At 66.4% G+C, this 19,684-nt stretch carries 24 protein-coding genes and 1 tRNA gene; 12 read left to right on the top strand and 13 right to left on the bottom strand.

Features of this window, described 5'->3' with window-relative positions; genetic code table 11:
* Positions 1–39: 39 nt before the first annotated feature.
* Complete coding sequence (locus FOC67_RS14830; protein WP_003090825.1) at positions 40–621, bottom strand: TetR/AcrR family transcriptional regulator; 582 nt, start codon at positions 619–621, stop codon at positions 40–42.
* A gap of 87 nt (positions 622–708) precedes the next feature.
* Here FOC67_RS14830 and FOC67_RS14835 point away from each other — a divergent pair, with 87 nt between their 5' ends.
* Together FOC67_RS14835 and FOC67_RS14840 are read left to right on the top strand one after the other, a co-directional pair.
* Positions 709–1,677: an enoyl-CoA hydratase/isomerase family protein gene (locus FOC67_RS14835; protein WP_003108887.1), complete on the top strand. Its 969-nt coding sequence runs from the start codon at positions 709–711 to the stop codon at positions 1,675–1,677.
* Between the two features lie 5 nt (positions 1,678–1,682).
* Positions 1,683–2,165 carry a DUF6632 domain-containing protein gene (locus FOC67_RS14840; RefSeq protein ID WP_003099136.1) on the top strand — a complete coding sequence of 161 codons (483 nt, stop codon included), beginning with the start codon at positions 1,683–1,685 and terminating at the stop codon, positions 2,163–2,165.
* A 149-nt stretch (positions 2,166–2,314) separates the two neighbouring features.
* Here the strand turns inward: FOC67_RS14840 and FOC67_RS14845 are convergent, their stop codons facing one another.
* The 3 genes from FOC67_RS14845 to FOC67_RS14855 form a co-directional block, all read right to left on the bottom strand.
* A complete protein-coding gene (locus FOC67_RS14845) occupies positions 2,315–2,725 on the bottom strand; it encodes an NUDIX hydrolase (protein ID WP_003138822.1) in 411 nt (136 codons plus the stop codon).
* 21 nt (positions 2,726–2,746) lie between these two features.
* Positions 2,747–3,526, bottom strand: a complete 780-nt coding sequence (locus FOC67_RS14850; protein WP_003114424.1) for a PhzF family phenazine biosynthesis protein — start codon at positions 3,524–3,526, stop codon at positions 2,747–2,749.
* Positions 3,527–3,627: 101 nt separating this feature from the next.
* Positions 3,628–3,867: a hypothetical protein gene (locus FOC67_RS14855; RefSeq protein ID WP_003099145.1), complete on the bottom strand. Its 240-nt coding sequence runs from the start codon at positions 3,865–3,867 to the stop codon at positions 3,628–3,630.
* 331 nt (positions 3,868–4,198) lie between these two features.
* Between FOC67_RS14855 and FOC67_RS14860 the strand changes: the two genes are divergently transcribed.
* Complete coding sequence (locus FOC67_RS14860; protein WP_009313941.1) at positions 4,199–5,224, top strand: diguanylate cyclase; 1,026 nt, start codon at positions 4,199–4,201, stop codon at positions 5,222–5,224.
* A 6-nt stretch (positions 5,225–5,230) separates the two neighbouring features.
* Here FOC67_RS14860 and FOC67_RS14865 read toward each other — a convergent pair whose 3' ends face one another.
* Positions 5,231–5,452, bottom strand: a complete 222-nt coding sequence (locus FOC67_RS14865) for a hypothetical protein (protein WP_003114427.1) — start codon at positions 5,450–5,452, stop codon at positions 5,231–5,233.
* Between the two features lie 251 nt (positions 5,453–5,703).
* On the opposite strand from FOC67_RS14865, the gene FOC67_RS14870 reads away from it, so the two are divergent.
* Entirely contained in the window at positions 5,704–5,874 is a 171-nt protein-coding gene (locus tag FOC67_RS14870; protein WP_003099153.1) for a hypothetical protein, read from the top strand.
* A gap of 92 nt (positions 5,875–5,966) precedes the next feature.
* Here the strand turns inward: FOC67_RS14870 and FOC67_RS14875 are convergent, their stop codons facing one another.
* From FOC67_RS14875 to FOC67_RS14885, 3 genes are all read right to left on the bottom strand, one after another.
* Positions 5,967–6,488: a hypothetical protein gene (locus FOC67_RS14875; RefSeq protein ID WP_003119901.1), complete on the bottom strand. Its 522-nt coding sequence runs from the start codon at positions 6,486–6,488 to the stop codon at positions 5,967–5,969.
* A gap of 267 nt (positions 6,489–6,755) precedes the next feature.
* On the bottom strand, positions 6,756–6,896 hold the full coding sequence (locus FOC67_RS29935; RefSeq protein ID WP_369810898.1) for a hypothetical protein: 141 nt from the start codon (positions 6,894–6,896) through the stop codon (positions 6,756–6,758).
* A 155-nt stretch (positions 6,897–7,051) separates the two neighbouring features.
* A tRNA-Val gene (locus tag FOC67_RS14885) sits at positions 7,052–7,128 on the bottom strand.
* A 183-nt stretch (positions 7,129–7,311) separates the two neighbouring features.
* Between FOC67_RS14885 and FOC67_RS14890 the strand changes: the two genes are divergently transcribed.
* Positions 7,312–8,595 (top strand): FAD-binding oxidoreductase, encoded by a 1,284-nt coding sequence (locus FOC67_RS14890; protein ID WP_009313938.1) that lies wholly within the window; start codon positions 7,312–7,314, stop codon positions 8,593–8,595.
* Positions 8,596–8,645: 50 nt separating this feature from the next.
* Here FOC67_RS14890 and FOC67_RS14895 read toward each other — a convergent pair whose 3' ends face one another.
* From FOC67_RS14895 to FOC67_RS14905, 3 genes are all read right to left on the bottom strand, one after another.
* Complete coding sequence (locus tag FOC67_RS14895; RefSeq protein WP_009313936.1) at positions 8,646–9,602, bottom strand: formate/nitrite transporter family protein; 957 nt, start codon at positions 9,600–9,602, stop codon at positions 8,646–8,648.
* A gap of 81 nt (positions 9,603–9,683) precedes the next feature.
* Positions 9,684–10,661, bottom strand: coding sequence for a PA2778 family cysteine peptidase (locus FOC67_RS14900; RefSeq protein ID WP_009313934.1), 978 nt, complete (start codon positions 10,659–10,661; stop codon positions 9,684–9,686).
* Complete coding sequence (locus tag FOC67_RS14905) at positions 10,646–11,044, bottom strand: PA2779 family protein (protein ID WP_003090843.1); 399 nt, start codon at positions 11,042–11,044, stop codon at positions 10,646–10,648. The genes FOC67_RS14900 and FOC67_RS14905 overlap by 16 nt, the downstream gene beginning before the upstream one ends.
* 468 nt (positions 11,045–11,512) lie before the next feature.
* Here FOC67_RS14905 and FOC67_RS14910 point away from each other — a divergent pair, with 468 nt between their 5' ends.
* Positions 11,513–11,794, top strand: coding sequence for a hypothetical protein (locus FOC67_RS14910; protein WP_003107213.1), 282 nt, complete (start codon positions 11,513–11,515; stop codon positions 11,792–11,794).
* A gap of 14 nt (positions 11,795–11,808) precedes the next feature.
* On the opposite strand, the gene FOC67_RS14915 is transcribed toward FOC67_RS14910, so the two are convergent.
* On the bottom strand, positions 11,809–12,456 hold the full coding sequence (locus FOC67_RS14915; protein WP_071534319.1) for a flavodoxin family protein: 648 nt from the start codon (positions 12,454–12,456) through the stop codon (positions 11,809–11,811).
* A 154-nt stretch (positions 12,457–12,610) separates the two neighbouring features.
* On the opposite strand from FOC67_RS14915, the gene bamI reads away from it, so the two are divergent.
* The 6 genes from bamI (at position 12,611) to FOC67_RS14945 (ending at position 17,989) form a co-directional block, all read left to right on the top strand.
* Positions 12,611–13,270, top strand: coding sequence for a biofilm-associated metzincin protease inhibitor BamI (bamI, locus tag FOC67_RS14920; RefSeq protein ID WP_003130923.1), 660 nt, complete (start codon positions 12,611–12,613; stop codon positions 13,268–13,270).
* Positions 13,271–13,347: 77 nt separating this feature from the next.
* Positions 13,348–15,147, top strand: a complete 1,800-nt coding sequence (gene mep72, locus FOC67_RS14925; protein WP_009313924.1) for a metalloendopeptidase Mep72 — start codon at positions 13,348–13,350, stop codon at positions 15,145–15,147.
* Positions 15,148–15,317: 170 nt separating this feature from the next.
* Positions 15,318–15,875, top strand: coding sequence for a DUF2975 domain-containing protein (locus tag FOC67_RS14930; RefSeq protein WP_009313922.1), 558 nt, complete (start codon positions 15,318–15,320; stop codon positions 15,873–15,875).
* Positions 15,876–15,883: 8 nt separating this feature from the next.
* On the top strand, positions 15,884–16,102 hold the full coding sequence (locus FOC67_RS14935) for a helix-turn-helix transcriptional regulator (protein WP_003090850.1): 219 nt from the start codon (positions 15,884–15,886) through the stop codon (positions 16,100–16,102).
* 114 nt (positions 16,103–16,216) lie between these two features.
* Complete coding sequence (locus FOC67_RS14940) at positions 16,217–16,684, top strand: GAF domain-containing protein (protein WP_003130919.1); 468 nt, start codon at positions 16,217–16,219, stop codon at positions 16,682–16,684.
* 66 nt (positions 16,685–16,750) lie between these two features.
* The gene (locus tag FOC67_RS14945) at positions 16,751–17,989 is read left to right on the top strand and encodes a M20/M25/M40 family metallo-hydrolase (RefSeq protein WP_009313918.1); all 1,239 of its coding nucleotides are present in this window, start codon (positions 16,751–16,753) and stop codon (positions 17,987–17,989) included.
* Between the two features lie 21 nt (positions 17,990–18,010).
* On the opposite strand, the gene mcpN is transcribed toward FOC67_RS14945, so the two are convergent.
* The gene (gene mcpN, locus FOC67_RS14950) at positions 18,011–19,606 is read right to left on the bottom strand and encodes a nitrate chemoreceptor McpN (RefSeq protein ID WP_009313916.1); all 1,596 of its coding nucleotides are present in this window, start codon (positions 19,604–19,606) and stop codon (positions 18,011–18,013) included.
* Positions 19,607–19,684: the final 78 nt, after the last annotated feature.

The following is a 19,684-nucleotide window of genomic DNA, read 5'->3' on the forward strand; positions in this document are numbered from 1 at the left end:
AAAGCCTGACGCTAGACGCCGAACATTGCAGTTGTGCAATCAGTCCCGGTCCGCTTGCGGCGAAACCGCTCCGCTCGCCGAAAGCAGGCCCAGCGCATGCTCCAGCGCCGCATCCAGGACCTTGTCGCGCGCCACCTCGCTCGCCTGGGCACGCGCGAGAAGCACCGCGCCGACCGACAGGCAGGTGAGCACCCAGGCCCGGTTCTCGTCGCCCATCAGTTCGGCCAGCCGCCGTTGCCGTTGTTCCAGGGCGCGTTCGAAGGTTTCCCGCACCTCGGGCCCTGCCCGGCCCACCTCGGCGGCCAGCGCCGGAATCGGGCAGCCCATGTCGGCATGCTGCGCATGACCGCGACTGAGGTAGAGACGGGTGGCGCCGGCCAGTTGCTCCAGGCTGTCCAGCGGAAAGGCATCGTGCTGGGCGCTCAGCTCGCGCTGCAGGATCGCTTCGAGCAACTCCGCCTTGCTGGAGAATTGCGAGTAGAACGCCCCGGTAGTAAGACCAGCCGCCTTCATCAAGGTGTCCAGGCCGGTGCTGGCGAAGCCCTGGCGCTTCACCAGCGGAGCGGCCTTGCTCAACAACAGGGCGCGGGTGGCCTGTTTCTGTTCCGGTTTGTAGCGCATGCAGACTATCCGTTGGTTGGGGAGACGATGGCGCGACATTGGATAATGATCGTTATATAACAATCGTTATCCAATGAGGAAGCCGCAATGACTCTAGCACCGCGACACCTGCGCATAGAACAACGAGGACGCGTCCTGCAGGTCCTGCTCGACAATCCCCCGGCGAACTTCCTCACCACGGCGGTGATGCAGGAACTGGCCGACCTGCTGGACGACCTGGAGCAGCGCCAGGACATCGGTGCCGTCATCCTTTCCGGAGCGGCGGATGGGGTCTTCCTGACCCACTTCGACGTCGACGAGATCGAGCGCGCCGTCGCCCCCATCACCTTCTCCATGCCGGCCTGGCTGACACGCCTGCTGCTGGAAAGCGAAAGCCTCCTGCGCCACCTGCCTGGAGCGAGGAAGCTGCTGCGTCACACCCTGCTGGCCGGCGTCGCCGACATGAACCTGTTCCATGAGGTCACCGCGCACATGCGCCGCATGGACAAGGTGTTCATCGCCGCGATCAACGGCCTGGCCCTGGGCGGCGGCTGCGAGCTGGCGCTGGCCTGCGACCTGCGCCTGATGGCCGAGGACGACCAGGTGGAACGCTTCCTCGGCCAACCGGAAGTACTCATCGGCCTGATACCGGGAGGCGGCGGCACCCAGATGCTGGCGCGCAGCCTGGGCGTGGCCAAAGCCCTGGAGTTGTGCCTGGAAGGACAACTGCTGGAGCCGCGCCAGGCCCTTGCGCTGGGCCTGGTCAACGGGCTGGCGCCAGCGGAGGAGCTACTGGAAGCCGCCGACGCGCTGGCGCAACGCCTGTCCCGGCGCTCGCCGCAGGCGGTGCACCTGATCAAGCGTTCGATCTACCAGGCGGCTTCCCGCGACTGGACGGAGGGCATGGCCAGCGAAAAGGCCGGCTTCCTCTCCGCCGCCTCCCAAGGCAATACCCGCCGCGCCATGCGCGAATACATCGAACGGGTGCGCACCATCACCCGCGAAGAGCGTCCTTTCCGCCGTGCGGATTTCGACGACCTGACCGAAGGCAACGCCATCGACATGGCCTACAGGTGATCTGCATGACTGCTTCCCCTTCCCCGGTTTCCGCCACGCCTTGGCTGACCCTGAGCATTCGCCTGATGGCCGGCGGCTTCCTGCTGTTCTTCGGCCTGGCCCTGGCCACGCTGCTCCTGCGGCTCGACCAGTCGCTGCTCGACTCCGACGCCGGGCGCCTGCTGCTCCGCCTGGTTCGCTGGGGCGACCAGCAAGGCGGCGGACAGCACTACGAGCTGATGATCTCGACGATCTACCTGGTCTGGGGCGCATTCCTCTGGCGCGCCGCCAGCCAGCCCTTCCGCCACCGGCTGTTCATCGACTTCACCGTGGCGGCCAATGCCGCGCACTTCGGCCTGATGTTCCTGCAGGGACTGTTGATGCCCGGCGAACACATCCACCTGGCCGGCGATGTCCTGCTGGGCTGGGCCTCGCTGCTGCCGCTGATGCTGTTCTGGATACCGCAACGCAAGCGGGCAGCCCCTTCGCTCGCCGTCGAGCGGAGATGACGACGGTGCAACGGCCTCAAAGGGGCCTAGCAGTTCGAACAGGCTCCTCTTGATGCCGTTGCGGACTGGCCTATGCTCACGGTGTGTGCGAACCCCAAGGGTATTTCCCGACCAGCTCCCCCGCGGTCGGGATTTTTTTTGCCTGTCGCTCAGCGCACCGGATCGAAGGGCGAATAGCCCCGCCGGCGCAGGCTCGCCAGGGGCGCGAACAGCGGCTCCGGCAGATCGGCCCAATCGAACCAGGCCCAGCCGTCGCACTTGCCCGGCTCCATGAGGCGCGCCTCGGCATCCTCCGCGCAACCGGCCAGGATGAACGCGGTGAGGTAGTGGCGCCCCTCGAAGACGTCATTGCTGAACGGGCCGTGGCGCAGTTCGCTCAGCGCCAGGCCGGTCTCTTCCAGGGCTTCGCGCAGGGCGCAGTCCTCCACCGCCTCGCCGAACTCGAGATGGCCGCCGGGCGCCGACCAGCAGCCAGCGCCGTGGCTGCCCTTGCGGCGCCCCAGCAACACCTTGCCGTCCCGCAAGATCAGGACGCCCACGCCTACCTGCGGTGCCGGCATCGTCGCACTCCTGCTTCGGGATCAGAGATGGAGCGTACCGCTCATGTACAACGCCGCCTTGCCGGAGATGACCACCCGCTCGCCGCGCACGTCGCATTCCAGGCGCCCCTTGCGCGCCCCGCCCTGCTCGGCGCTCAGCCGGGTCTTGCCCAGGCGCTGCGCCCAGTACGGCGCCAGGGAGGTATGCGCGGAACCGGTCACCGGGTCTTCGTTGACGCCGACGTTGGGCCCGAACCAGCGCGAGACGAAATCGAAGCGCTGGCTGCGCGCGGTCACCGCCACCCCGCGGCACGGCAAGCCCTTCAGCCGGGCGAAGTCAGGCGCCAGGGCAGCGATCGTCTTTTCGTCGTCGACCACCACGAGGTAATCGTCGGTCTTCAGCACTTCCGCCTCGGCAATACCCAGCGCCTCCAGCAGTCCGTCCGGTGTCGCGCAAGGCTCCGGACGCTTGGCCGGGAAGTCCATCGCCAGCGAGTCGCCCTCGCGCCGTACGCTCAGCTCGCCGCTGCGGGTGGCGAAACGCAGTACCGGGGAAGCGTCGTCGAGCTTGTGGATCAGCACCCAGGCCGTCGCCAGGGTCGCATGGCCGCACAGGTCCACCTCGACCTGCGGCGTGAACCAGCGCAATCGATAGTCGCCGTCGCGGCCGACGACAAAGGCGGTTTCCGAAAGATTGTTCTCTTCCGCGATAGCCTGCAGGCGCTCGTCGTCCAGCCAGGCATCGAGGGGGCAGACCGCCGCCGGATTGCCCTGGAAGGGACTGTCGGCGAATGCGTCGACCTGGAAGATCGTCAGTTCCATGTTCCGGACTCCTGTGTCGATGGGCTGCGCACCTTAGCAGCCGGACCTCGACCAGGACAATGCCGCGCCCCCGCGCGGTTGCGCCAGCGCAGGCGCCTCGCTCAGATCTGCCGGATATCCAGCAGCGCCCAGACCTGGTAACCCTGGCGCTTGGCTTCCTTCTCCGCTTCCAGTTGCGCGGTGACCTTGCTGATGGAGCGCGAGCGATGTTCGAAACGCAGCGGCAATCCCGCCCCGTCCTTGCGCACGCTCAGTTCGACGATGGTGTAGCGGACCGGCTGGCTAGCCTCGGTCCGGGCCTTTTTCGGTCGTGTTTCGGCAAGGCCCAGCGCCTTGCGCATCTGTTCTTCAGAGTAGATTTCCTGCACGCATTCACCCAGATTGAATAAAACCCGCAAATCCTATTGGTTCGCGACCCCACTTGCCAGGATAGTCGGCGAAGCGGGTCACACATCGACGCGAAAATCGCGCCTACCAGATCCGGCAGCTTCATCGAAACCGCCGCCGACATAAGCTGTGGGCGCTGTACATCCCTGGATCCTTTCCCGGCCTGCTCCACGCGGCCGGGATTTTTTTTGCCCTCTTCACCCTTGCGCCGACTGCGGACGCCAGGCTGGCCTTCAGCCTGTCCGGCAGCTATACCGAAAGACTCCACCGTGATCAGGATCCAGTATGCTCGCCTGCCCCCTCCCTCCCGACGAAGCCCTGCGCCAGCAGGCCCTGGACGACATGGTGCTGGTCGACACCCCCGCCGAACACTATCTGGACGCCCTGGTGGAACTGGCGCGGGAAACCTTCGGGGTGAAGACCGTGCTGATCAGTCTGATCGACCACGACCGCCAATGGTTCAAGGCCCGTATCGGCCTGGATGCCGAACAGACGCCGCGCGACCTGTCCTTCTGCGGCCACGCCATCCTGGCCAGCGAACCGCTGATGGTGACGGACGCCTCCAGGGATCCGCGTTTTCACGACAATCCGCTGGTCACCGGGCCGCCCTTCATCCGCTTCTACGCCGGCGAGCCCCTGCACGCCAGCAATGGCCAGGCCATCGGCACACTCTGCCTGATCGACCCGAGCCCGCGGCTGCTGGATCTCCGGGAAGGACGCCAGCTCAATCGACTGTCGATCCTGGCCGAAGGATATCTCCAGCTACGCAGCCTCACCGAGCACACCCGCTTCCTGCGCCAGGAGATCGACCGGGAGCAGCGCAAGTCACTGCTCGACCCCCTCACCCAATTGTGGAACCGGGCCGGCTTCCACGCGCTGCACCAGCATGAACTGGAGTTGGCGCGGGCCAGCGGCCAGAGCATCGGCATCATCTACAGCGATATCGACCATTTCAAACGTATCAACGACACCCTGGGGCACCGGGCCGGCGACAGCGTCCTCCGCGAGGCGGCTTCGCGACTGCGCGCGGCGCTGCGGCCGGAAGATCTCCTGGCGCGTTTCGGCGGCGAGGAGTTCGTGGCGATGGTCCGGGTCCGCGAGACCGCGGAACTGACCATGATCGCCAATCGCATCCGCGAACTGATGGAAGCGACCCCGATCGACTGTGCCGGCACGTCCGTGCCGGTGACCATCAGTGCCGGCTGTACCCTGGCCGGCAGCGGCGAAGAACCGGAACGGGCACTCGCCCGGGCGGATGCCGCGCTGTACGACGCCAAGCGTGCCGGACGCAACCGGGTGGTCAGCGTCTGACCAGGGCTAGTCCTCCAGCCCTGCGCAATCGGCGCAGATAGAGAAACCCTCGCTATCGACTGGCACCTGGACCGCGTCGCAATATTCGCAGGAACGTCGCCTGCCGGTTCCGCAGGCATCGGGCTCGTCGAGCGCGCCGAACGTATCTTCGTCACGCTCGTCCTCAAGGTAATCGTTATCCAGCAGGTGATCGTGTTCGGGTTCGTGAATATCGTCTTCGTCGCTCATCTTCGACTGCCTGCCGGCTGCGTGAGGCGGTCTTATAAAGGCAGCGACAGCGCCCGTCAACGGCTCAACCCAGGTACAGACGCAGTTGCGGCCGGATTCGCTCCGGCTCGCCGTCGATCGGCGCAGGGCGACTGTCGAATCGCTGGGCGCCCTGGACCATGTAGACCGCTTAGGCATGCAAATCGGCTCCTCCCCCTGCCTCATTGCACTAGAATCGCCTGCGCCCTCAAGCCTCTTTCGTAAAAAACACCATGAGCAAACTGCAACATATCGGCCTGTTCCTGTTCGTTCTTCTTTCCGCCGGCCTGGCGCTCGGCTACCGAGTCGACTGCCCGGACGGCAGCCATGTCGAGACCTACCTGCTTCGCGGCCTGGGCGCGCGCCTCCTCGGCAACGATCTCTGCGAGCAGGCAGCGCCCTGACGCCGAGCGTTCCCGGATCCGACGGCGCCCGCCTATCGAGCCGGCAAGCCTCCGCCAACACCAAGCCTTGCCGAAGCGATGGGCCACCAGCGCTAACCGGCCAGTTGCAACCAAAGCGAAAACACGCCCAGCGCACACCAGAAGCCGGCGAACAGAAACGGCACGCGTCGCGAGAACAGCAAGGTTTTCTCGAAGCTGCCGCGGTTGACCTCGCGTTCGCTGAACAATGGCGAATCATCGTAGGCCAGGCCGATTTCCGGATCGCTGTGCAGCAGGCAGGACTGCTTGAACTGCCAGTGGCAGATGATCTCCGAGGATGCCTGGATGCCCGGCCAGGCATGCAGGGAATTGACGATCCCGAGCAGTGCCAGGAGCGCCGGCACCACCAGGGTGAACAGCTCGCCCCAGGCCGGGTTCAAGTTGGCCATCGACGAGGCATAGGCGATGACCAGGAACGACTGCGCCGTCAGGTAGGCGTTGGTCCGACTGGATAGCTGGCCCGTCTCGTAGTGGATTTCCCGCCGGTAGAAGTCCAGCCGCTCCTTGGCTGAACAGAAGATCCGGACATCGGATTCTTGCGACAACGGCCCTCCGGGCATGATCAACCTGGACACAAGCACGACACCTCGAACGAGTGGATGGGCTTGTTTGGAAAGAATCGATCCACGCCGGTTCGGAATCTCCGACGACCGTTCCCCGCGCCGGACGTCCGAGCGCACCGAAGCGAGGAACGCAGCATGCCCGTGATCGGCACACTGACGATCACCACGCCGGTAACGATTTCCGCCACCGCCCCGCTGGCCATGGAACTCAACGAAGCTCTGGCCGCCGCACGCCTGCGCAAAGTAAAAAGGCCGATCCTCCCGGATCGCCCTCCTGCATCAGAACAACGCCCCCAGGTAGGCCGCCGCCAGCAGCTTGGGATCGAGGCCGAAGAGGATCGCCGTGCCCGAACCGCTAGCAATGACTCCGGCACCGAGTTCGACGTACGTGCACGGCCCGGTGAAGTCGTCGCGGGACAAGTCACTCCCGCCAGGCCGTCCGCGAGCGGGACGGTTCCGGTGCCCGGCAACGCCTCCAGCGTGAAGGCGCCAGGGTCGGCAAAGACCGACCCAAACGAAAAAAGGCGACCCTTTCGGATCGCCTTTCTTGCCCCGCCAGCAGTGCGGGATTTGTTTGGTAGGCACGATTGGATTCGAACCAACGACCCCCACCATGTCAAGGTGGTGCTCTAACCAACTGAGCTACGTGCCTGCTGATGGCGCGCATTCTACAGACCCCAAAAACACCGTCAAGCTTTTTTTTCGCTAACTCTCTGAAAAAGTGGAATTTTTATTTTCAGGGGGTCCGTTGAAAATTTTGCACGGAGGCTAGCCGGCCGATTTCGACTCGGGTAGCATCCGGGCATCCGTAAAAAATAAAAAACAGAGGTGCAAGATGCCGCACACCCCCTACCCCTCCTCCTATTACGCCGCGTCGGCCAATCCCGCGCCGCCCCGCCCGGAACTCCAGGGCGAGGTCGAAACCGACGTCTGCGTGATCGGTGCCGGCTATACCGGCCTCTCCACCGCCCTGTTCCTGTTGGAGAATGGTTTCAAGGTCACCGTACTGGAAGCCGCCAAGGTCGGCTTCGGCGCTTCCGGGCGCAACGGCGGCCAGATCGTCAACAGCTACAGCCGCGACATCGACGTGATCGAGCGCACCGTCGGCAAGCGCGAAGCGCAGTTGCTCGGCGAGATGGCCTTCGAAGGCGGGCGCATCATCCGCGAGCGTGTGGCCCGCTACGGTATCCAGTGCGACCTGAAGGACGGCGGGGTGTTCGCCGCCTTCACCGAGAAGCAGATGGATCACCTGCGCGCACAGAAACAGTTGTGGGAACGCTACGGCCACAACCAATTGGAGATCATGGACGCCAAGCGCATCCGCGAGGTGGTGGCGACCGACAACTATATAGGCGGCATGCTCGACATGAGCGGCGGCCACATCCAGCCGCTGAACCTCGCCCTCGGTGAAGCGGCGGCAGTGGAGTCACTCGGCGGCAGAATCTACGAGCAGAGCCCGGCGACCCGCATCGAGCGCGGCGCCAGCCCAGTGGTGCATACCCCGCAAGGCAAAGTGAAGGCGAAGTTCATCGTGGTCGCCGGTAACGCCTACCTCAACGGTCTGGTCCCGGAACTGGCGGCCAAGTCGATGCCCTGCGGCACCCAGGTGATCACCACCGAGCCGCTGAACGAGGAACTGGCCCACAGCCTGCTGCCGCAGGACTACTGCGTGGAAGACTGCAATTACCTGCTCGACTACTATCGCCTCTCCGGCGACAAGCGCCTGATCTATGGTGGCGGCGTGATCTATGGCGCTCGCGATCCGGCGGACATCGAGGCGATCATCCGGCCGAAGATGCTCAAGACCTTCCCGCAACTGAAGGACGTGAAGATCGACTTCGCCTGGACCGGCAACTTCCTGCTGACCCTCTCGCGCCTGCCCCAGGTCGGCCGCATCGGCGACAACATCTACTATTCCCAGGGTTGCAGCGGCCACGGCGTGACCTACACCCACGTCGCCGGCAAGGTCCTGGCCGAAGCCCTGCGCGGCCAGGCCGAGCGCTTCGACGCATTCGCCGGCCTGCCGCACTACCCCTTCCCCGGCGGCAAGCTGTTCCGCGTACCGTTCACCGCCATCGGCGCCTGGTACTACAGCCTGCGCGACAAGCTCGGGGTCTAGTCCGCGTCGGTAGAACGGCACCCCGGGGTGCCGTTTTTTCCATCCGCGCCTCAACCTTCGCTACGGATCTGCGCATGACTGATCAGGGCGAAGATCAGGCTACCGCCGACGATGTTGCCGCCCAGGGTAGGCAGGGCGAACTTCAGCAGGAACTCGGACCAGTCGATTTCCCCGGCGAACACCAGGTAGCCTACCTCCGCCGAACCCACCACGATGTGGGTGAAGCTGCCCAGCGCCATCAGGTAGGTGACCATCGCGATGATCCAGATCTTCGCGCCCTCCGCCGCCGGGATCAGCCAGACCATGGTGGCGATCATCCAGCCGGAAACGATGCCCTTGGCGAACATCTGCGCCAGGTCGTTGTGCATCACCTCGCGGCCGATCTCGAGGAACGCCGCGTCGGCCGCTTCATTGAAGATCGGCAGATGCAGCACCGCCCAGGCGAACAGCAGCGTACCGACGATATTGCCGAACAGCACCACGCTCCAGAGACGCAACAGTTGCCAGGCCTTTTCCAGGGTCGGCTCGGTCATCACCGGCAACACGGCGGTCAGGGTGTTTTCGGTGAACAGTTGCTGGCGGGCGAGGATCACTGCCAGGAAGCCCATGGGATAGCCGAAGCTGCTGACGATGATCGCCCATTCCTGCTCGGGCAGGGCCGCGCGGAACAGGCCCATGCCCATCAACGAGAGGCCGATGGTCAGTCCCGCCGCCACCGCCGACCACCAGAGCGCCGCCACCGTGCGCTGCAGCTCGTGTTCGCCCTGGACGCGAATCACCTCGTGCAGGACAGCGGCGCGCGGTGGCTGCTTGTCGTCGATCTCCCGCCGCTCGTTGGCGGTCAGCGCCGTGGCCGAACGTCCGTCGGCCGGTTTCTCTTTCCGCTCCTCGCCGCGCGCACGCGGCTTGCGCGCGCCCTCCGCTGCACGCCCCTGGCGCTTGCCCGCCGCGCCGCCCTTGGCCGGTTGTCGGGGGCCGGGAGTCGAAGTCTGCTTGTCGTTGGCCATGCTCTGCACCTGAGTGGGGTCCACCCAGGTATAGAGCCGTCTCGCTGGAACGGGGTTCCGACAACCTTCGGCTGGGCCGCCTCAGCGGGGCGGTGCGCCAACGGGACAGGCCGGCAGCTCGGCGCACCGAGCCGCGGGTGCGACGGCCTGCGGCAAGGCCGCAGCGAAGCGGGCTTCCCCAGGCTGCAATGCCCGCGCGCAGGCCTGCGCCTGGCGCGCCGGCGCCGCACAACCGCGTTCCGCCAGCAACTGGGACAGGTTGAACCAACCCGCGGCGAAATCCGCGCGACGCTCGACGCTGGTGAGCATGGCCTGTTCGGCAGCGGCGGAATCGCCTGCGGCGTAGCGACTGTTGCCCAGGGCGAACCAGGCGAAGGCGTCCTCAGGCCAGCGTCGCACGGCTTCTTCGTAGGCGCGCCGGGCAACCTTGGGGTGGCCGGTTTCCTCGCTGTCACTGGCGGCCTTGAGCCACGGGACCGCCGCTGCCGTGGCCGGCAGGCGGTCACCCGGCAGGGTCAGCACCGCCCAGCGTCCCGAACGCTTCCAGGTCGATTCGAAGCTGGTGAAGTCGGTGACCCAGCGCCGGGTGATGCCCGAGCGCAGCACCAGTTCGCGGCGCTCCCGATCGAAGCCGACCACCACCGCGAAGTGCCAGCGCGGCCACCAGGAGAAAGCCTGGTTCTGTAGCACCAGCACCGGGTTGCCCGCCGCGACCTCCTCGAGCACGCTCTCCAGTCCGCCTTGCAGCGGATAGACCAGCATGCCGTGGCGGCGCGCCGCGGCGACCATCTCCAACTGCAAGCTGCCCTCGCGACCGGGAATGAACACCTCGTCCTTCAATTGTCCCGGCGTCAACGCCAGGCCGCGCTGGCCGAGCATCGTGGCCAGCGCGGCGGGACCGCACTGGTAGGCTTCCTGAGGGAAGAACGGCACGTCGCGCAGCTCCACCCGTGCGGGCAGCGCCGCGCTTTCCGGCGGTAGCCTCGGCGGCTGCGCGCAGCCGCCGAGCAATGCGGCGAGCAGCAGCGCCCCTGCCAGCCGCCTCACCGATTGATGCATTTGATGAAGCTGAAGATGTCCGTGGCGCAAAGCATGTCGGTGATGATGAAGATCACCAGGAACAGCACGATGATGCCGATGATGCCGCCCGCCGGTGCCTGGTCCAGTTGCTGGTTGAACTGTGCCAGCTCGGCGTTGGTCAGGCTGTTGATGCGGCTCGCCACCTGGTCGCGGGGCACGCCCATGGCCTCCAGTTTCTTCTGTACACCCTGGTCGTCGAGCATCTTCAGCAGTTGCTGGCGATCGAGGTTGTGCTGCTGTTGCTGCATGACCTCGGCGGTGCCGATCATCGCCGCCTGGGCGAGCGGAACCTCGGCGAAGGTGAGCAGGTGCAGCGCTGCCAGGACAGCAGCGACACGGCGAATGCTTGTTGTTGTTCTCATGGGAATGACCTCTGCGTGAAACCCGACTATCAGCCCTGGGAGGCGAAGCTTGGTTCCGCGTCGCCGACCTCCCCTGAGTATCGTCCCGATCGCCGTTTTCCGCCGCCTCGGCGCCGATGCCCGCCCCAGGCGGCACGACGACCCGCCGCGCCCAGCCGACGAAGCGGCATTCGTCTTTATGCAATTCGCATATACTCCGGCTCGCCGCGAGAAAACCGGAGCATGCGCGATCTCGGCGACATCGACGCATATCCCCGCCGCAGCCTCGTACACGGCGTCGAAACCGCGCGCCGCCCCGGACGACAGAGCCTCCGGCACGGCGAAAACTAAGGATTCCTGAGCTTCCATCTTGTCCAGATTTGCCCAACCTTGAGCGAGCGGGCCAACGGGACGGGAGTTGTATGGATGCTAGGTACCCGGCTAAAAGCCGCAAGAATCAGAGCGGGATACTCGCAGAAGCAGTTGGGCATGTTGGTGGGAATGGACGAGTTTTCCGCCAGCGCACGGATGAACCAATACGAACGCGAACGGCACTCCCCCAACATGCGGACTTCCGAACAGCTGGCCATGGTCCTCCAGGTCCCCATGGCCTACCTCTATTGCCCCGAGGACGAGCTGGCCGAGCTCATCCTCAAGGTGTCCAGCCTGACACCCGAGTTCAAGAAAGAGCTGACGCGTTTCATCGAACAGTTGCTCGCGGCCCAGGGATCCACCAGCCGCCAGCCTGTACGCACAAGGAGTGAACTGTGAACAAAAGCTTGGATTCAGACTCGATAACCACCGCCATAATGGCCCTGCGTCGCCTGCGCGACACGCACCCGGAGCAGTACCGGGAGCTGCTGCCGTTGTGCGCCTCGGGGCTGGTGGAGACCCTGGTCGGACAGAGCGACGGGGACGACCGCAGGAAGGCCGAGACGCAGAGCGAGACCATCGCCCGCTGGACCTGGCTGCAGTTGCTCGGCTGGGCCCAGAACAACAGCCTCAGCCAGCAGCAGATCGAAAGCCTCTACAGCATCGTCGAAGGCATCCGCAGTTGCCGGCCGCTGATGCAGGAGCGCGCCCGTCTCCTGCAACTGGCGCGAGGCTGAGGCCCCAGCGCGGCTAGAGGCCGTACCGGGTTGCCTGGAGATGAGCGAACATGCCAGCGTCGGCCGGGATGTCGACACCCCATAGCCAGCGCGAGGCGTCAGCGAAGCCAGTTGGACGAACCAGGGCTTTGAGGTGGCATCGGCGAACTTCTTGAACTGCCAGGCCGGTCCGCCCATATAGGTGGGGCTGCCGAAGACGATGGCATCGGCTTCGACGAGCCGAGCAACTTCGTCCAGTTCTTCAAGCGCGAGGTCGGCCAGGTGCGCCGAAGCCTTCCGCCGCGAACAGCGTGGCGGCCGAACGCCAGCCTTGCCGCAGCGCACAGAGCGCACGTGACCTGGCGCCCGCAGCGCTCCGGCCTGATTCGCAGTTTCGTCACGCCGGCGCGCGGCCTGGCGCAAATGTGAACGGTTGCCGCCACGCCGGGAGAGGCTTCTTCCTAGACTCCGCGCCACGTTCACTCAGAGGAGAAACAACGTGGCCAAGACATGGATCTACGCAGCCTCGGCCGCCGCCATCGGCGGTGCGCTGATCGGCGGCTGGCTGCTCGACCCGGCTCCGCCCGAGGCACCGCCGCAGGCCCGCCAGTCCCCCGCCGCCCAGGCAGTCTCTGCCCCGGCAGCGGCGCTCGCGGCGCCGACGGCGGACACTACCCACATGCTCGCCCCGGCCCCCGTCGCAGCGCCCGCGCCACGCGAGCGGGTGACGCTCTGGCAAGGCGAACTGCGCAGCCGCGAAGGCGCCCAGGGCATTCCCGAATACCTGGCGCAGATCGAACCCGCCCTGCTCGACACGCTGGCGCTCGGCCAGGTGCTGGAAATGAGCCTGCCGGGTCGCGAGCGGCCCTTGCAGGCACGCCTCGCCAGCACCCATAACAGCGCCGGCCTGCCGGTCTGGCGCGGCGGCCTGGTGGACGGCGACGAGGCGGAAAGCCTGACCGTGGTGCGCGGCAGCCTGGAAACCCACATCAATGTCGCCACCCTCGACGGCAGCTACTCGATCATCGTCGACAACCGCAGCGGCAAGACCCGGGTGATCGACGAGAACGACATCGCCGCGCGTAGCGACCCGCATGGCGATCATGTCGACGCGCCGCTCGCCGAGCTGCCACCGATGCCGCCGCCCGCCCAGGGCTGAGCCCACCTTCCCAGCATGTTTCCCCAGCGGTGCCCTCGGGGCGCCATGGCTTCCTATTGTCCGAACACAGGCAACCCATGAAGAAATCCCTGCTCTGCTCCACCCTCGCCCTGGCGGTAGCCTCTGCCGCCCAGGCCGCGCCGAAGACCGTCGACATCATGGTGCTCTACACCCCCGCGGCGACCCAGACCGGAAACGGACGCGACATCGATGCGCGGATCGCCAGCTACATCGAGTTCGCCAACACCGCCTACGAGAAGAGCGGCGTCAACCTGCGCCTGCGTCTGGTGCACAAGCAGCGCCTGGACTGGGCCGACTACCCGACGGTGACCGGCACCAACCTCGATCGCTTCATGCGCGACCCGCAGGTGCAGCGCCTGCGCGAGCAGTACGGCGCCGACCTGGTCAGCCTGGTCAACCGCTCGCAGAACAGCGGCAACGGCTACATCACCTGCGGCATCGGCTACATGGGCTCGGGCGATAAGAACAGCGGGCGCTTCCACGGCAACGCCAAGGACATTGCCTACAACCTCACCGGGGTCGACTGCGGGCTCAACACCTTCGCCCATGAAGCCGGCCACAACATGGGCCTGCGCCACTCCTACGAGCAGGACCTGGAGTCCAGCTACTACGATCCGCGCTACGCCCACAGCGGCACCTACGAATGGAGCCGCGGCTACGGCGTGCAGGGGCGCTTCGCCACCGTGATGGCCTACCCGCATGCCTTCGGCACCAACAAGCAGGCACCGTTCTTCGCCAACCCGCGCCTGGTCAACGCCGAATGCGCCAACCAGCCCTGCGGCCGCGAAGAACACGCCGACGCCGTACGCGCGCTGAACAGCATGGCCACGCAGATCGCCGACTTTCGCCCGACCAAGGTACCCGGCACGCTCAACCCGGGCTCCGGCGGCGACACGCCGACCCCGCCGGACCTGCCATGGTGCACGAAAGCCAAGCTCGGCGGCCTGCTCGGCGATGGCGAGTTCGCCAGCATGGAAGGCTGGCGCGCATGGTCCGGCAACGCCCAGCTGAGCCTGGTGAACGTCGCCAAGGGCTGCCGCGACAATGCCTTGCTGGTCGACGTGCGTGGCTTCGACCTGCTGGTCCGCCCCATTGCCCCCCTGCGCGCCGGCAGCGGCTACCGGCTGAGCGGCAAGGTCATGCTCAAGGCCGCCAATACCCGTGAAACCGTGCGCATGGCGCTGCTCAGCGAACGCGCCGATGGCGCCCTGGCCTACAACCCGGCGCAAAGCGTCGAACTGTCGGTCAGCGGCAACGAGTTCAGTCGCCTGGAGAAGACCTTCGACTACCGTCCCGCCGCCGACCAGCGCAACCTCTACGTGGCGGTCTGGAGCGACAGCGGCGCCAGCCTGCTGGTCGACGAGATGAACCTGCAGGAAGCCCAGGCCGCGCCGCCGAGCGTACCGCCGGCGCCGAAACGCATCGCCTACGACTTCGAGAGCGGCATCGGCGGCTGGAGCGGCGTGCATGCCAGCGCCCGCGCCACGCGCGTCGCCAGCGCCGGGCGGCTGGCCCTGGAAGCCTACCAGCGGCGCTACGCCGGCACCGGCGCGAGCACCAGCCTGCTGGGCAACCTGGAAGCAGGCCGGACCTACGCGTTCAGCGCGGACGTACGGGTCGGCGACGGTCGCGGCTCGCAGGCCATGACCTATGCCTACCTCTACCTGGAAAGCCAGGGTCGGCCCGGCGAATACCTGCCCCTGGGCTACAAGGTGGTCGAGAATGGCCGCTGGGCCAGCCTGCGCGGCCAGGTGCAATTGCCGAAGGGGCCGATCAAGCGTGCTGAACTGATGATCCTCAGCGGTAACCAGCAGGAGTCGATGTTCATCGACAACGTCCAGTTGCTGCAGAAGTAGGACGCTTCCCCTCCGTGCCCCCGGCAGGCACGGGGGGATTTTGCGGAGCGCTCCAGGCTGGATGCAGCGATCATAAAATTATCGTTTTACGATAACTTATTATTAAATTATGATCACTCCAATTTCCCTCGTTTCCGAGGGACCTGCCCACCTTCCCAGGAGTACCCCCGATGACAAGCGACCGCCTGGCCGGCTACAGCCGCCTGATGGCTACCCTGACCCTGCTGTTGATCGCCGGCATGCTGCTGCTCAACGCCGCGTGCTGGATCTTCCCCGACCTCGCCAGCGAGCACGGCCTCGGCTTCGCCCTCACTGCCACCGGCGTCGCCGGCGACCTCGGCGTTGCGGCGCGAGACATGCCGCTCTGGCAAGCCCTCGGCGGCATCCTCCTGTCGAGCCTGCCGCTGCTGGTCCTGGCCAGCGGACTGCAAGCGCTGCGGCGGCTGTTCCAGCACTACGGGCGCGGCGAGTATTTCTGCGAAGAAGCCGCGGCGCTGCTCGGCAAGGTCGGCCTGTGCCTGGCTTGCTGGGTGCTGGCGAACTTCCTGCTGGAGCCGCTGCTGACGGTCTGGATCACCTTCCTCCAACCCCAGGGGCAACGCATCGTCAGTCTCAGCTTCGGTTCGGCGGAACTGGTCAGCCTGTTCGCCGCCGCCTCGGTGATGGTGATCGCGCGCATCCAGCGCAAGGCCGCCCTGCTCGCCGAGGAAAACCGCCAGTTCGTCTGAGGTCCGCCATGCCCATCGAAATCAGGCTGGACGTCATGCTCGCCCTGCGCAAGGCCAGGTCCAAGGACCTGGCCCAGGCCATCGGCATCACCGAACAGAACTTGTCGCTGCTCAAGCAGGGCAAGGTAAAGGGCATTCGCCTCGCTACCCTGGAGGCCATCTGCGCCTACCTGGCGTGCCAGCCGGGAGACCTGCTGGAGTACCTGCCCGGCCCGACCGAGGGGTGACAGCCGGGCGCTTATGCGCTCGAGCGAGGGGGAGCGCAACAAAGGGTATTTAGGCCAAGCCCCCTTTCGCCGCTACAGTCGCGGTTCATCCACCAGACATGGGCGAGGTCGGGCATGGCGAAATCCTCCGAACGATTCGAATCCCTGCGCCGGGATATCGACGCACTGGCCCGCCGGCTCGACGTGCCGTCGGTGCTGATCATGCGTTCCCTGCCCCGGCACATGCGCGTCGAGGCCTCCGCCGGACGCCTGGAGGACACCTACCCGATCGGCGCCGAAGGCCGCAAGAGCGTCCATGAAGACGGCGCCCAACCCCTCTACTGCGAACGCGTGGTCGACCGCGACGCCCCGTTGCACGTGCGCGACTCGCGCCAGGAGACGGAATGGGCCGGCAACGAGGATGAAGTCGAGTTCGGCCTGAGCAACTACCTTGGCTATCCGGTTCATACGCCCGACGGCACCCCGTACGGCACCGTCTGCGTACTCGACAGCCGACCGCGCGACTATTCGGCCGAGGAACGGGCCCTGCTGGAAGAATTGCGGCGCAAGGTCGAGGCGCTGCTGGCGGAAACCGTCTCATGACCTAAGGTCAATCGGATACCGCGGCGCACAACCGCGCCGCCTCCGCCCACCAGACGAGGACCTTCCGTGCACGCCCGCCGCCTGCCCCACCTCTTGCCGCTCGCCCTCGCCTTCCTGCTTTCGCCCGCCGCCTTCGCTGCCGACACGCCAGCCACCGAGCTGCTGCGCCAGGCCGAAGCCGAACGCCCGGCTTACCTCGACACGCTCCGGCAACTGGTCGCGGTGGACAGCGGTACCGGCCAGGCCGAAGGCCTCGGCCAGTTGTCCGCGCTGCTCGCCGAACGCCTGCAGGCGCTCGGCGCGCAAGTCCGCAGCGCACCGGCGACGCCCTCGGCCGGCGACAACCTGGTGGCCACCCTCGATGGCACCGGCAGCAAGCGCTTCCTGCTGATGATTCACTACGACACCGTGTTCGCCGCCGGCAGCGCGGCGAAGCGTCCGTTCCGCGAGGACGCGGAGCGCGCCTACGGACCCGGCGTGGCCGACGCCAAGGGCGGCGTGGCGATGGTGCTGCATGCCCTGGCGCTGCTCAGGCAGCAAGGCTTCAGGGACTACGGACGGATCACCGTGCTGTTCAATCCCGACGAAGAAACCGGCTCCGCCGGCTCGAAGCAACTGATCGCCGAGCTGGCCCGGCAGCAGGACTACGTCTTCTCCTACGAGCCGCCGGACCGGGACGCAGTGACGGTAGCCACCAATGGCATCGACGGCCTGCTGCTCGAGGTGAAGGGTCGCTCGTCCCATGCCGGCTCGGCACCCGAGCAAGGCCGCAACGCCATTCTCGAACTGTCGCACCAGTTGCTGCGTCTCAAGGACCTCGGCGATCCGGCGAAAGGCACCACGCTGAACTGGACCCTCGCCAGGGGCGGCGAGAAGCGCAACATCATTCCCGCCGAGGCTTCGGCGGAAGCCGACATGCGCTACTCGGACCCGGCCGAGAGCGAGCGGGTACTGGCCGACGCCCGGAAGCTGACCGGCGAACGCCTGATCGCCGATACCGAAGTCAGTCTGCGTCTCGACAAGGGTCGTCCGCCCCTGGTGAAGAACCCCGCCTCGCAGCGCCTGGCGGAAACCGCGCAGACGCTCTACGGTCGAATCGGCAAGCGCATCGAGCCGATCACCATGCGCTTCGGCACGGACGCCGGCTACGCCTACGTGCCCGGCAGCGACAAGCCGGCGGTGCTGGAAACCCTCGGCGTAGTCGGCGCCGGCCTGCACAGCGAGGCGGAATACCTCGAACTGTCGAGCATCGCCCCGCGCCTGTACCTGACGGTGGCGCTGATCCGCGAGCTGTCCGCCGACTAGCGCCGACGCCCGCAGCCAGCCTCAGGTGCGGAAGCGACCGAGCACCACGCGCAAGCCAGCCATGTGCTCCTTGACCCTCTGGTTGGCCGAAAGCACTGCGGCGGTCCCTTCGTGGGCCTGCTCGGAGAGTCCGGAGACGTTGGTGATGTTGCGGTCGATGTCCTGGGCCACCTGGCTCTGTTCCTCGGCGGCGGTCGCGATCTGCTGGTTGAGGCCGTCCAGCTCTTCCACCGTGGCGACGATGCGCCCCAGCGCCTGGGCCGCGCTGTCGGCCTCGGCGAGGTTGCTCTGGGCATGGCTGGCGCTACCGCGCATGGCGGCTACCGCATCGTTGGCGCCGTCCTGCAACTGCTCGATCAGCCCCTGGATCTCCTGGGTCGACTGCTGGGTACGGTTGGCCAGCGAACGCACCTCATCCGCCACCACGGCGAAGCCGCGCCCGGCCTCCCCGGCCCGCGCCGCCTCGATGGCGGCATTGAGCGCCAGCAGGTTGGTCTGCTCGGCGATGCTGCTGATCACCGTAAGCACCTGGCCGACGCTGCCGGCGTGCTGGTGCAGGGTGTTCAGCGCCAGGGCGGTCTGTTCCAGTTCCTCCGCCAAGGCACCGGTCTGGCTGCTGGCGTGCTCCACCAGACGGCGTCCCTCGTGGGCCAGGGCCGCGGCGTCGCGGGTGGAATGCGCCGCATGGTTGGCGTGGCGGGCGACCTCGGCCACGGTGGCGCTCATCTCGTTCATCGCGGTGGCCACCTGGTCCAGGTCCTGGTGCTGGCGCGCCACCTGGTCACCGGCACCGAGCGCCTGCTCCAGGGCCTCGGCCACGTCCTTGTCGGTCTCTGCCGCGCTGCGCTTGACGTTCGCCAGCAGACCGCTGACGTCCTGGCGCATCCGCTCGTAGCCGGCGACGATGCGGCCGATCTCGTTGTCCGCATGGCCCGCCGCCAGGGCATGGGTGAAGTTAGCCGCACCGACCTCGGTCAGCGCCACCTCCAACCCACGCAACTGCCGCATCAGCGGCGCCAGGCCGAACTGCCGGCCGAGCACCACCAGCACCAGGATCGCCAACAGGCAACCGAAGGCGATCCACATCTGGGTGTGCTGGACACTGTCGGCGCGCGCGCTCATCAGCGAGACCAGTTTGTTCAGCTCGCCCAACAGCTCGGCGGAATACTGCGAGAAGCCGCGCAGGTCGACCTGGCTGGCAGGCTGTGCCACCTGGTCGAGCATGGCCCGGTAGCGGCCCCAGATCTGCGCCACCTTCTGCCGCTGGGCGGCGATCTCCGGCGCGCCCATCCGGCTCACGTTGCGCTCGGCATTGCCCGCATCCAGGTCGGCGGCCGAGCGTTCGTACTGGGCGATGGTCGCGGCCAGGGTCTTTGGGTCGCCGGCGCCGAGCCGCAATTGCAGCGCCTCGCGGGCCATCTTCTGGCTGAGCATGCGCTGCGCACCGGCCACGTTGATGGTTTCCGGCGAGATCGACATGCTCAGGTACAACGCCACCGAGGCGCAGGCGGCCAGGCCGAACATCAATGCATAGGACAGTAGGAACTGGGCGTTCAGGGTCTTCAACCCGAGCCCCCGCAGAATCCGATCGAACACCCTGGCGACGCTTTCGTTCATTGGCTTTTCCCCACTGGACTGCAGAAACCGATAACCACCCCATCGGCCCGTCGCGCCTGGGCTTGAATCGTCACTTCG

Source organism: Pseudomonas sp. FDAARGOS_761 (assembly GCF_013343155.1).
In the GTDB taxonomy this organism is placed as follows: domain Bacteria; phylum Pseudomonadota; class Gammaproteobacteria; order Pseudomonadales; family Pseudomonadaceae; genus Pseudomonas; species Pseudomonas aeruginosa.

Bases quoted from the DNA above. Each gene is read 5' to 3' on its own strand.
- FOC67_RS14830 (WP_003090825.1), bottom strand. From the start codon at position 621: ATGCGCTACAAACCGGAACAGAAACAGGCCACCCGCGCCCTGTTGTTG.
- FOC67_RS14835 (WP_003108887.1), top strand. From the start codon at position 709: ATGACTCTAGCACCGCGACACCTGCGCATAGAACAACGAGGACGCGTC.
- FOC67_RS14840 (WP_003099136.1), top strand. From the start codon at position 1,683: ATGACTGCTTCCCCTTCCCCGGTTTCCGCCACGCCTTGGCTGACCCTG.
- FOC67_RS14845 (WP_003138822.1), bottom strand. From the start codon at position 2,725: ATGCCGGCACCGCAGGTAGGCGTGGGCGTCCTGATCTTGCGGGACGGC.
- FOC67_RS14850 (WP_003114424.1), bottom strand. From the start codon at position 3,526: ATGGAACTGACGATCTTCCAGGTCGACGCATTCGCCGACAGTCCCTTC.
- FOC67_RS14855 (WP_003099145.1), bottom strand. From the start codon at position 3,867: ATGCGCAAGGCGCTGGGCCTTGCCGAAACACGACCGAAAAAGGCCCGG.
- FOC67_RS14860 (WP_009313941.1), top strand. From the start codon at position 4,199: ATGCTCGCCTGCCCCCTCCCTCCCGACGAAGCCCTGCGCCAGCAGGCC.
- FOC67_RS14865 (WP_003114427.1), bottom strand. From the start codon at position 5,452: ATGAGCGACGAAGACGATATTCACGAACCCGAACACGATCACCTGCTG.
- FOC67_RS14870 (WP_003099153.1), top strand. From the start codon at position 5,704: ATGAGCAAACTGCAACATATCGGCCTGTTCCTGTTCGTTCTTCTTTCC.
- FOC67_RS14890 (WP_009313938.1), top strand. From the start codon at position 7,312: ATGCCGCACACCCCCTACCCCTCCTCCTATTACGCCGCGTCGGCCAAT.
- FOC67_RS14895 (WP_009313936.1), bottom strand. From the start codon at position 9,602: ATGGCCAACGACAAGCAGACTTCGACTCCCGGCCCCCGACAACCGGCC.
- FOC67_RS14900 (WP_009313934.1), bottom strand. From the start codon at position 10,661: ATGCATCAATCGGTGAGGCGGCTGGCAGGGGCGCTGCTGCTCGCCGCA.
- FOC67_RS14905 (WP_003090843.1), bottom strand. From the start codon at position 11,044: ATGAGAACAACAACAAGCATTCGCCGTGTCGCTGCTGTCCTGGCAGCG.
- FOC67_RS14910 (WP_003107213.1), top strand. From the start codon at position 11,513: ATGTTGGTGGGAATGGACGAGTTTTCCGCCAGCGCACGGATGAACCAA.
- mep72 (WP_009313924.1), top strand. From the start codon at position 13,348: ATGAAGAAATCCCTGCTCTGCTCCACCCTCGCCCTGGCGGTAGCCTCT.
- FOC67_RS14930 (WP_009313922.1), top strand. From the start codon at position 15,318: ATGACAAGCGACCGCCTGGCCGGCTACAGCCGCCTGATGGCTACCCTG.
- FOC67_RS14935 (WP_003090850.1), top strand. From the start codon at position 15,884: ATGCCCATCGAAATCAGGCTGGACGTCATGCTCGCCCTGCGCAAGGCC.
- FOC67_RS14940 (WP_003130919.1), top strand. From the start codon at position 16,217: ATGGCGAAATCCTCCGAACGATTCGAATCCCTGCGCCGGGATATCGAC.
- mcpN (WP_009313916.1), bottom strand. From the start codon at position 19,606: ATGAACGAAAGCGTCGCCAGGGTGTTCGATCGGATTCTGCGGGGGCTC.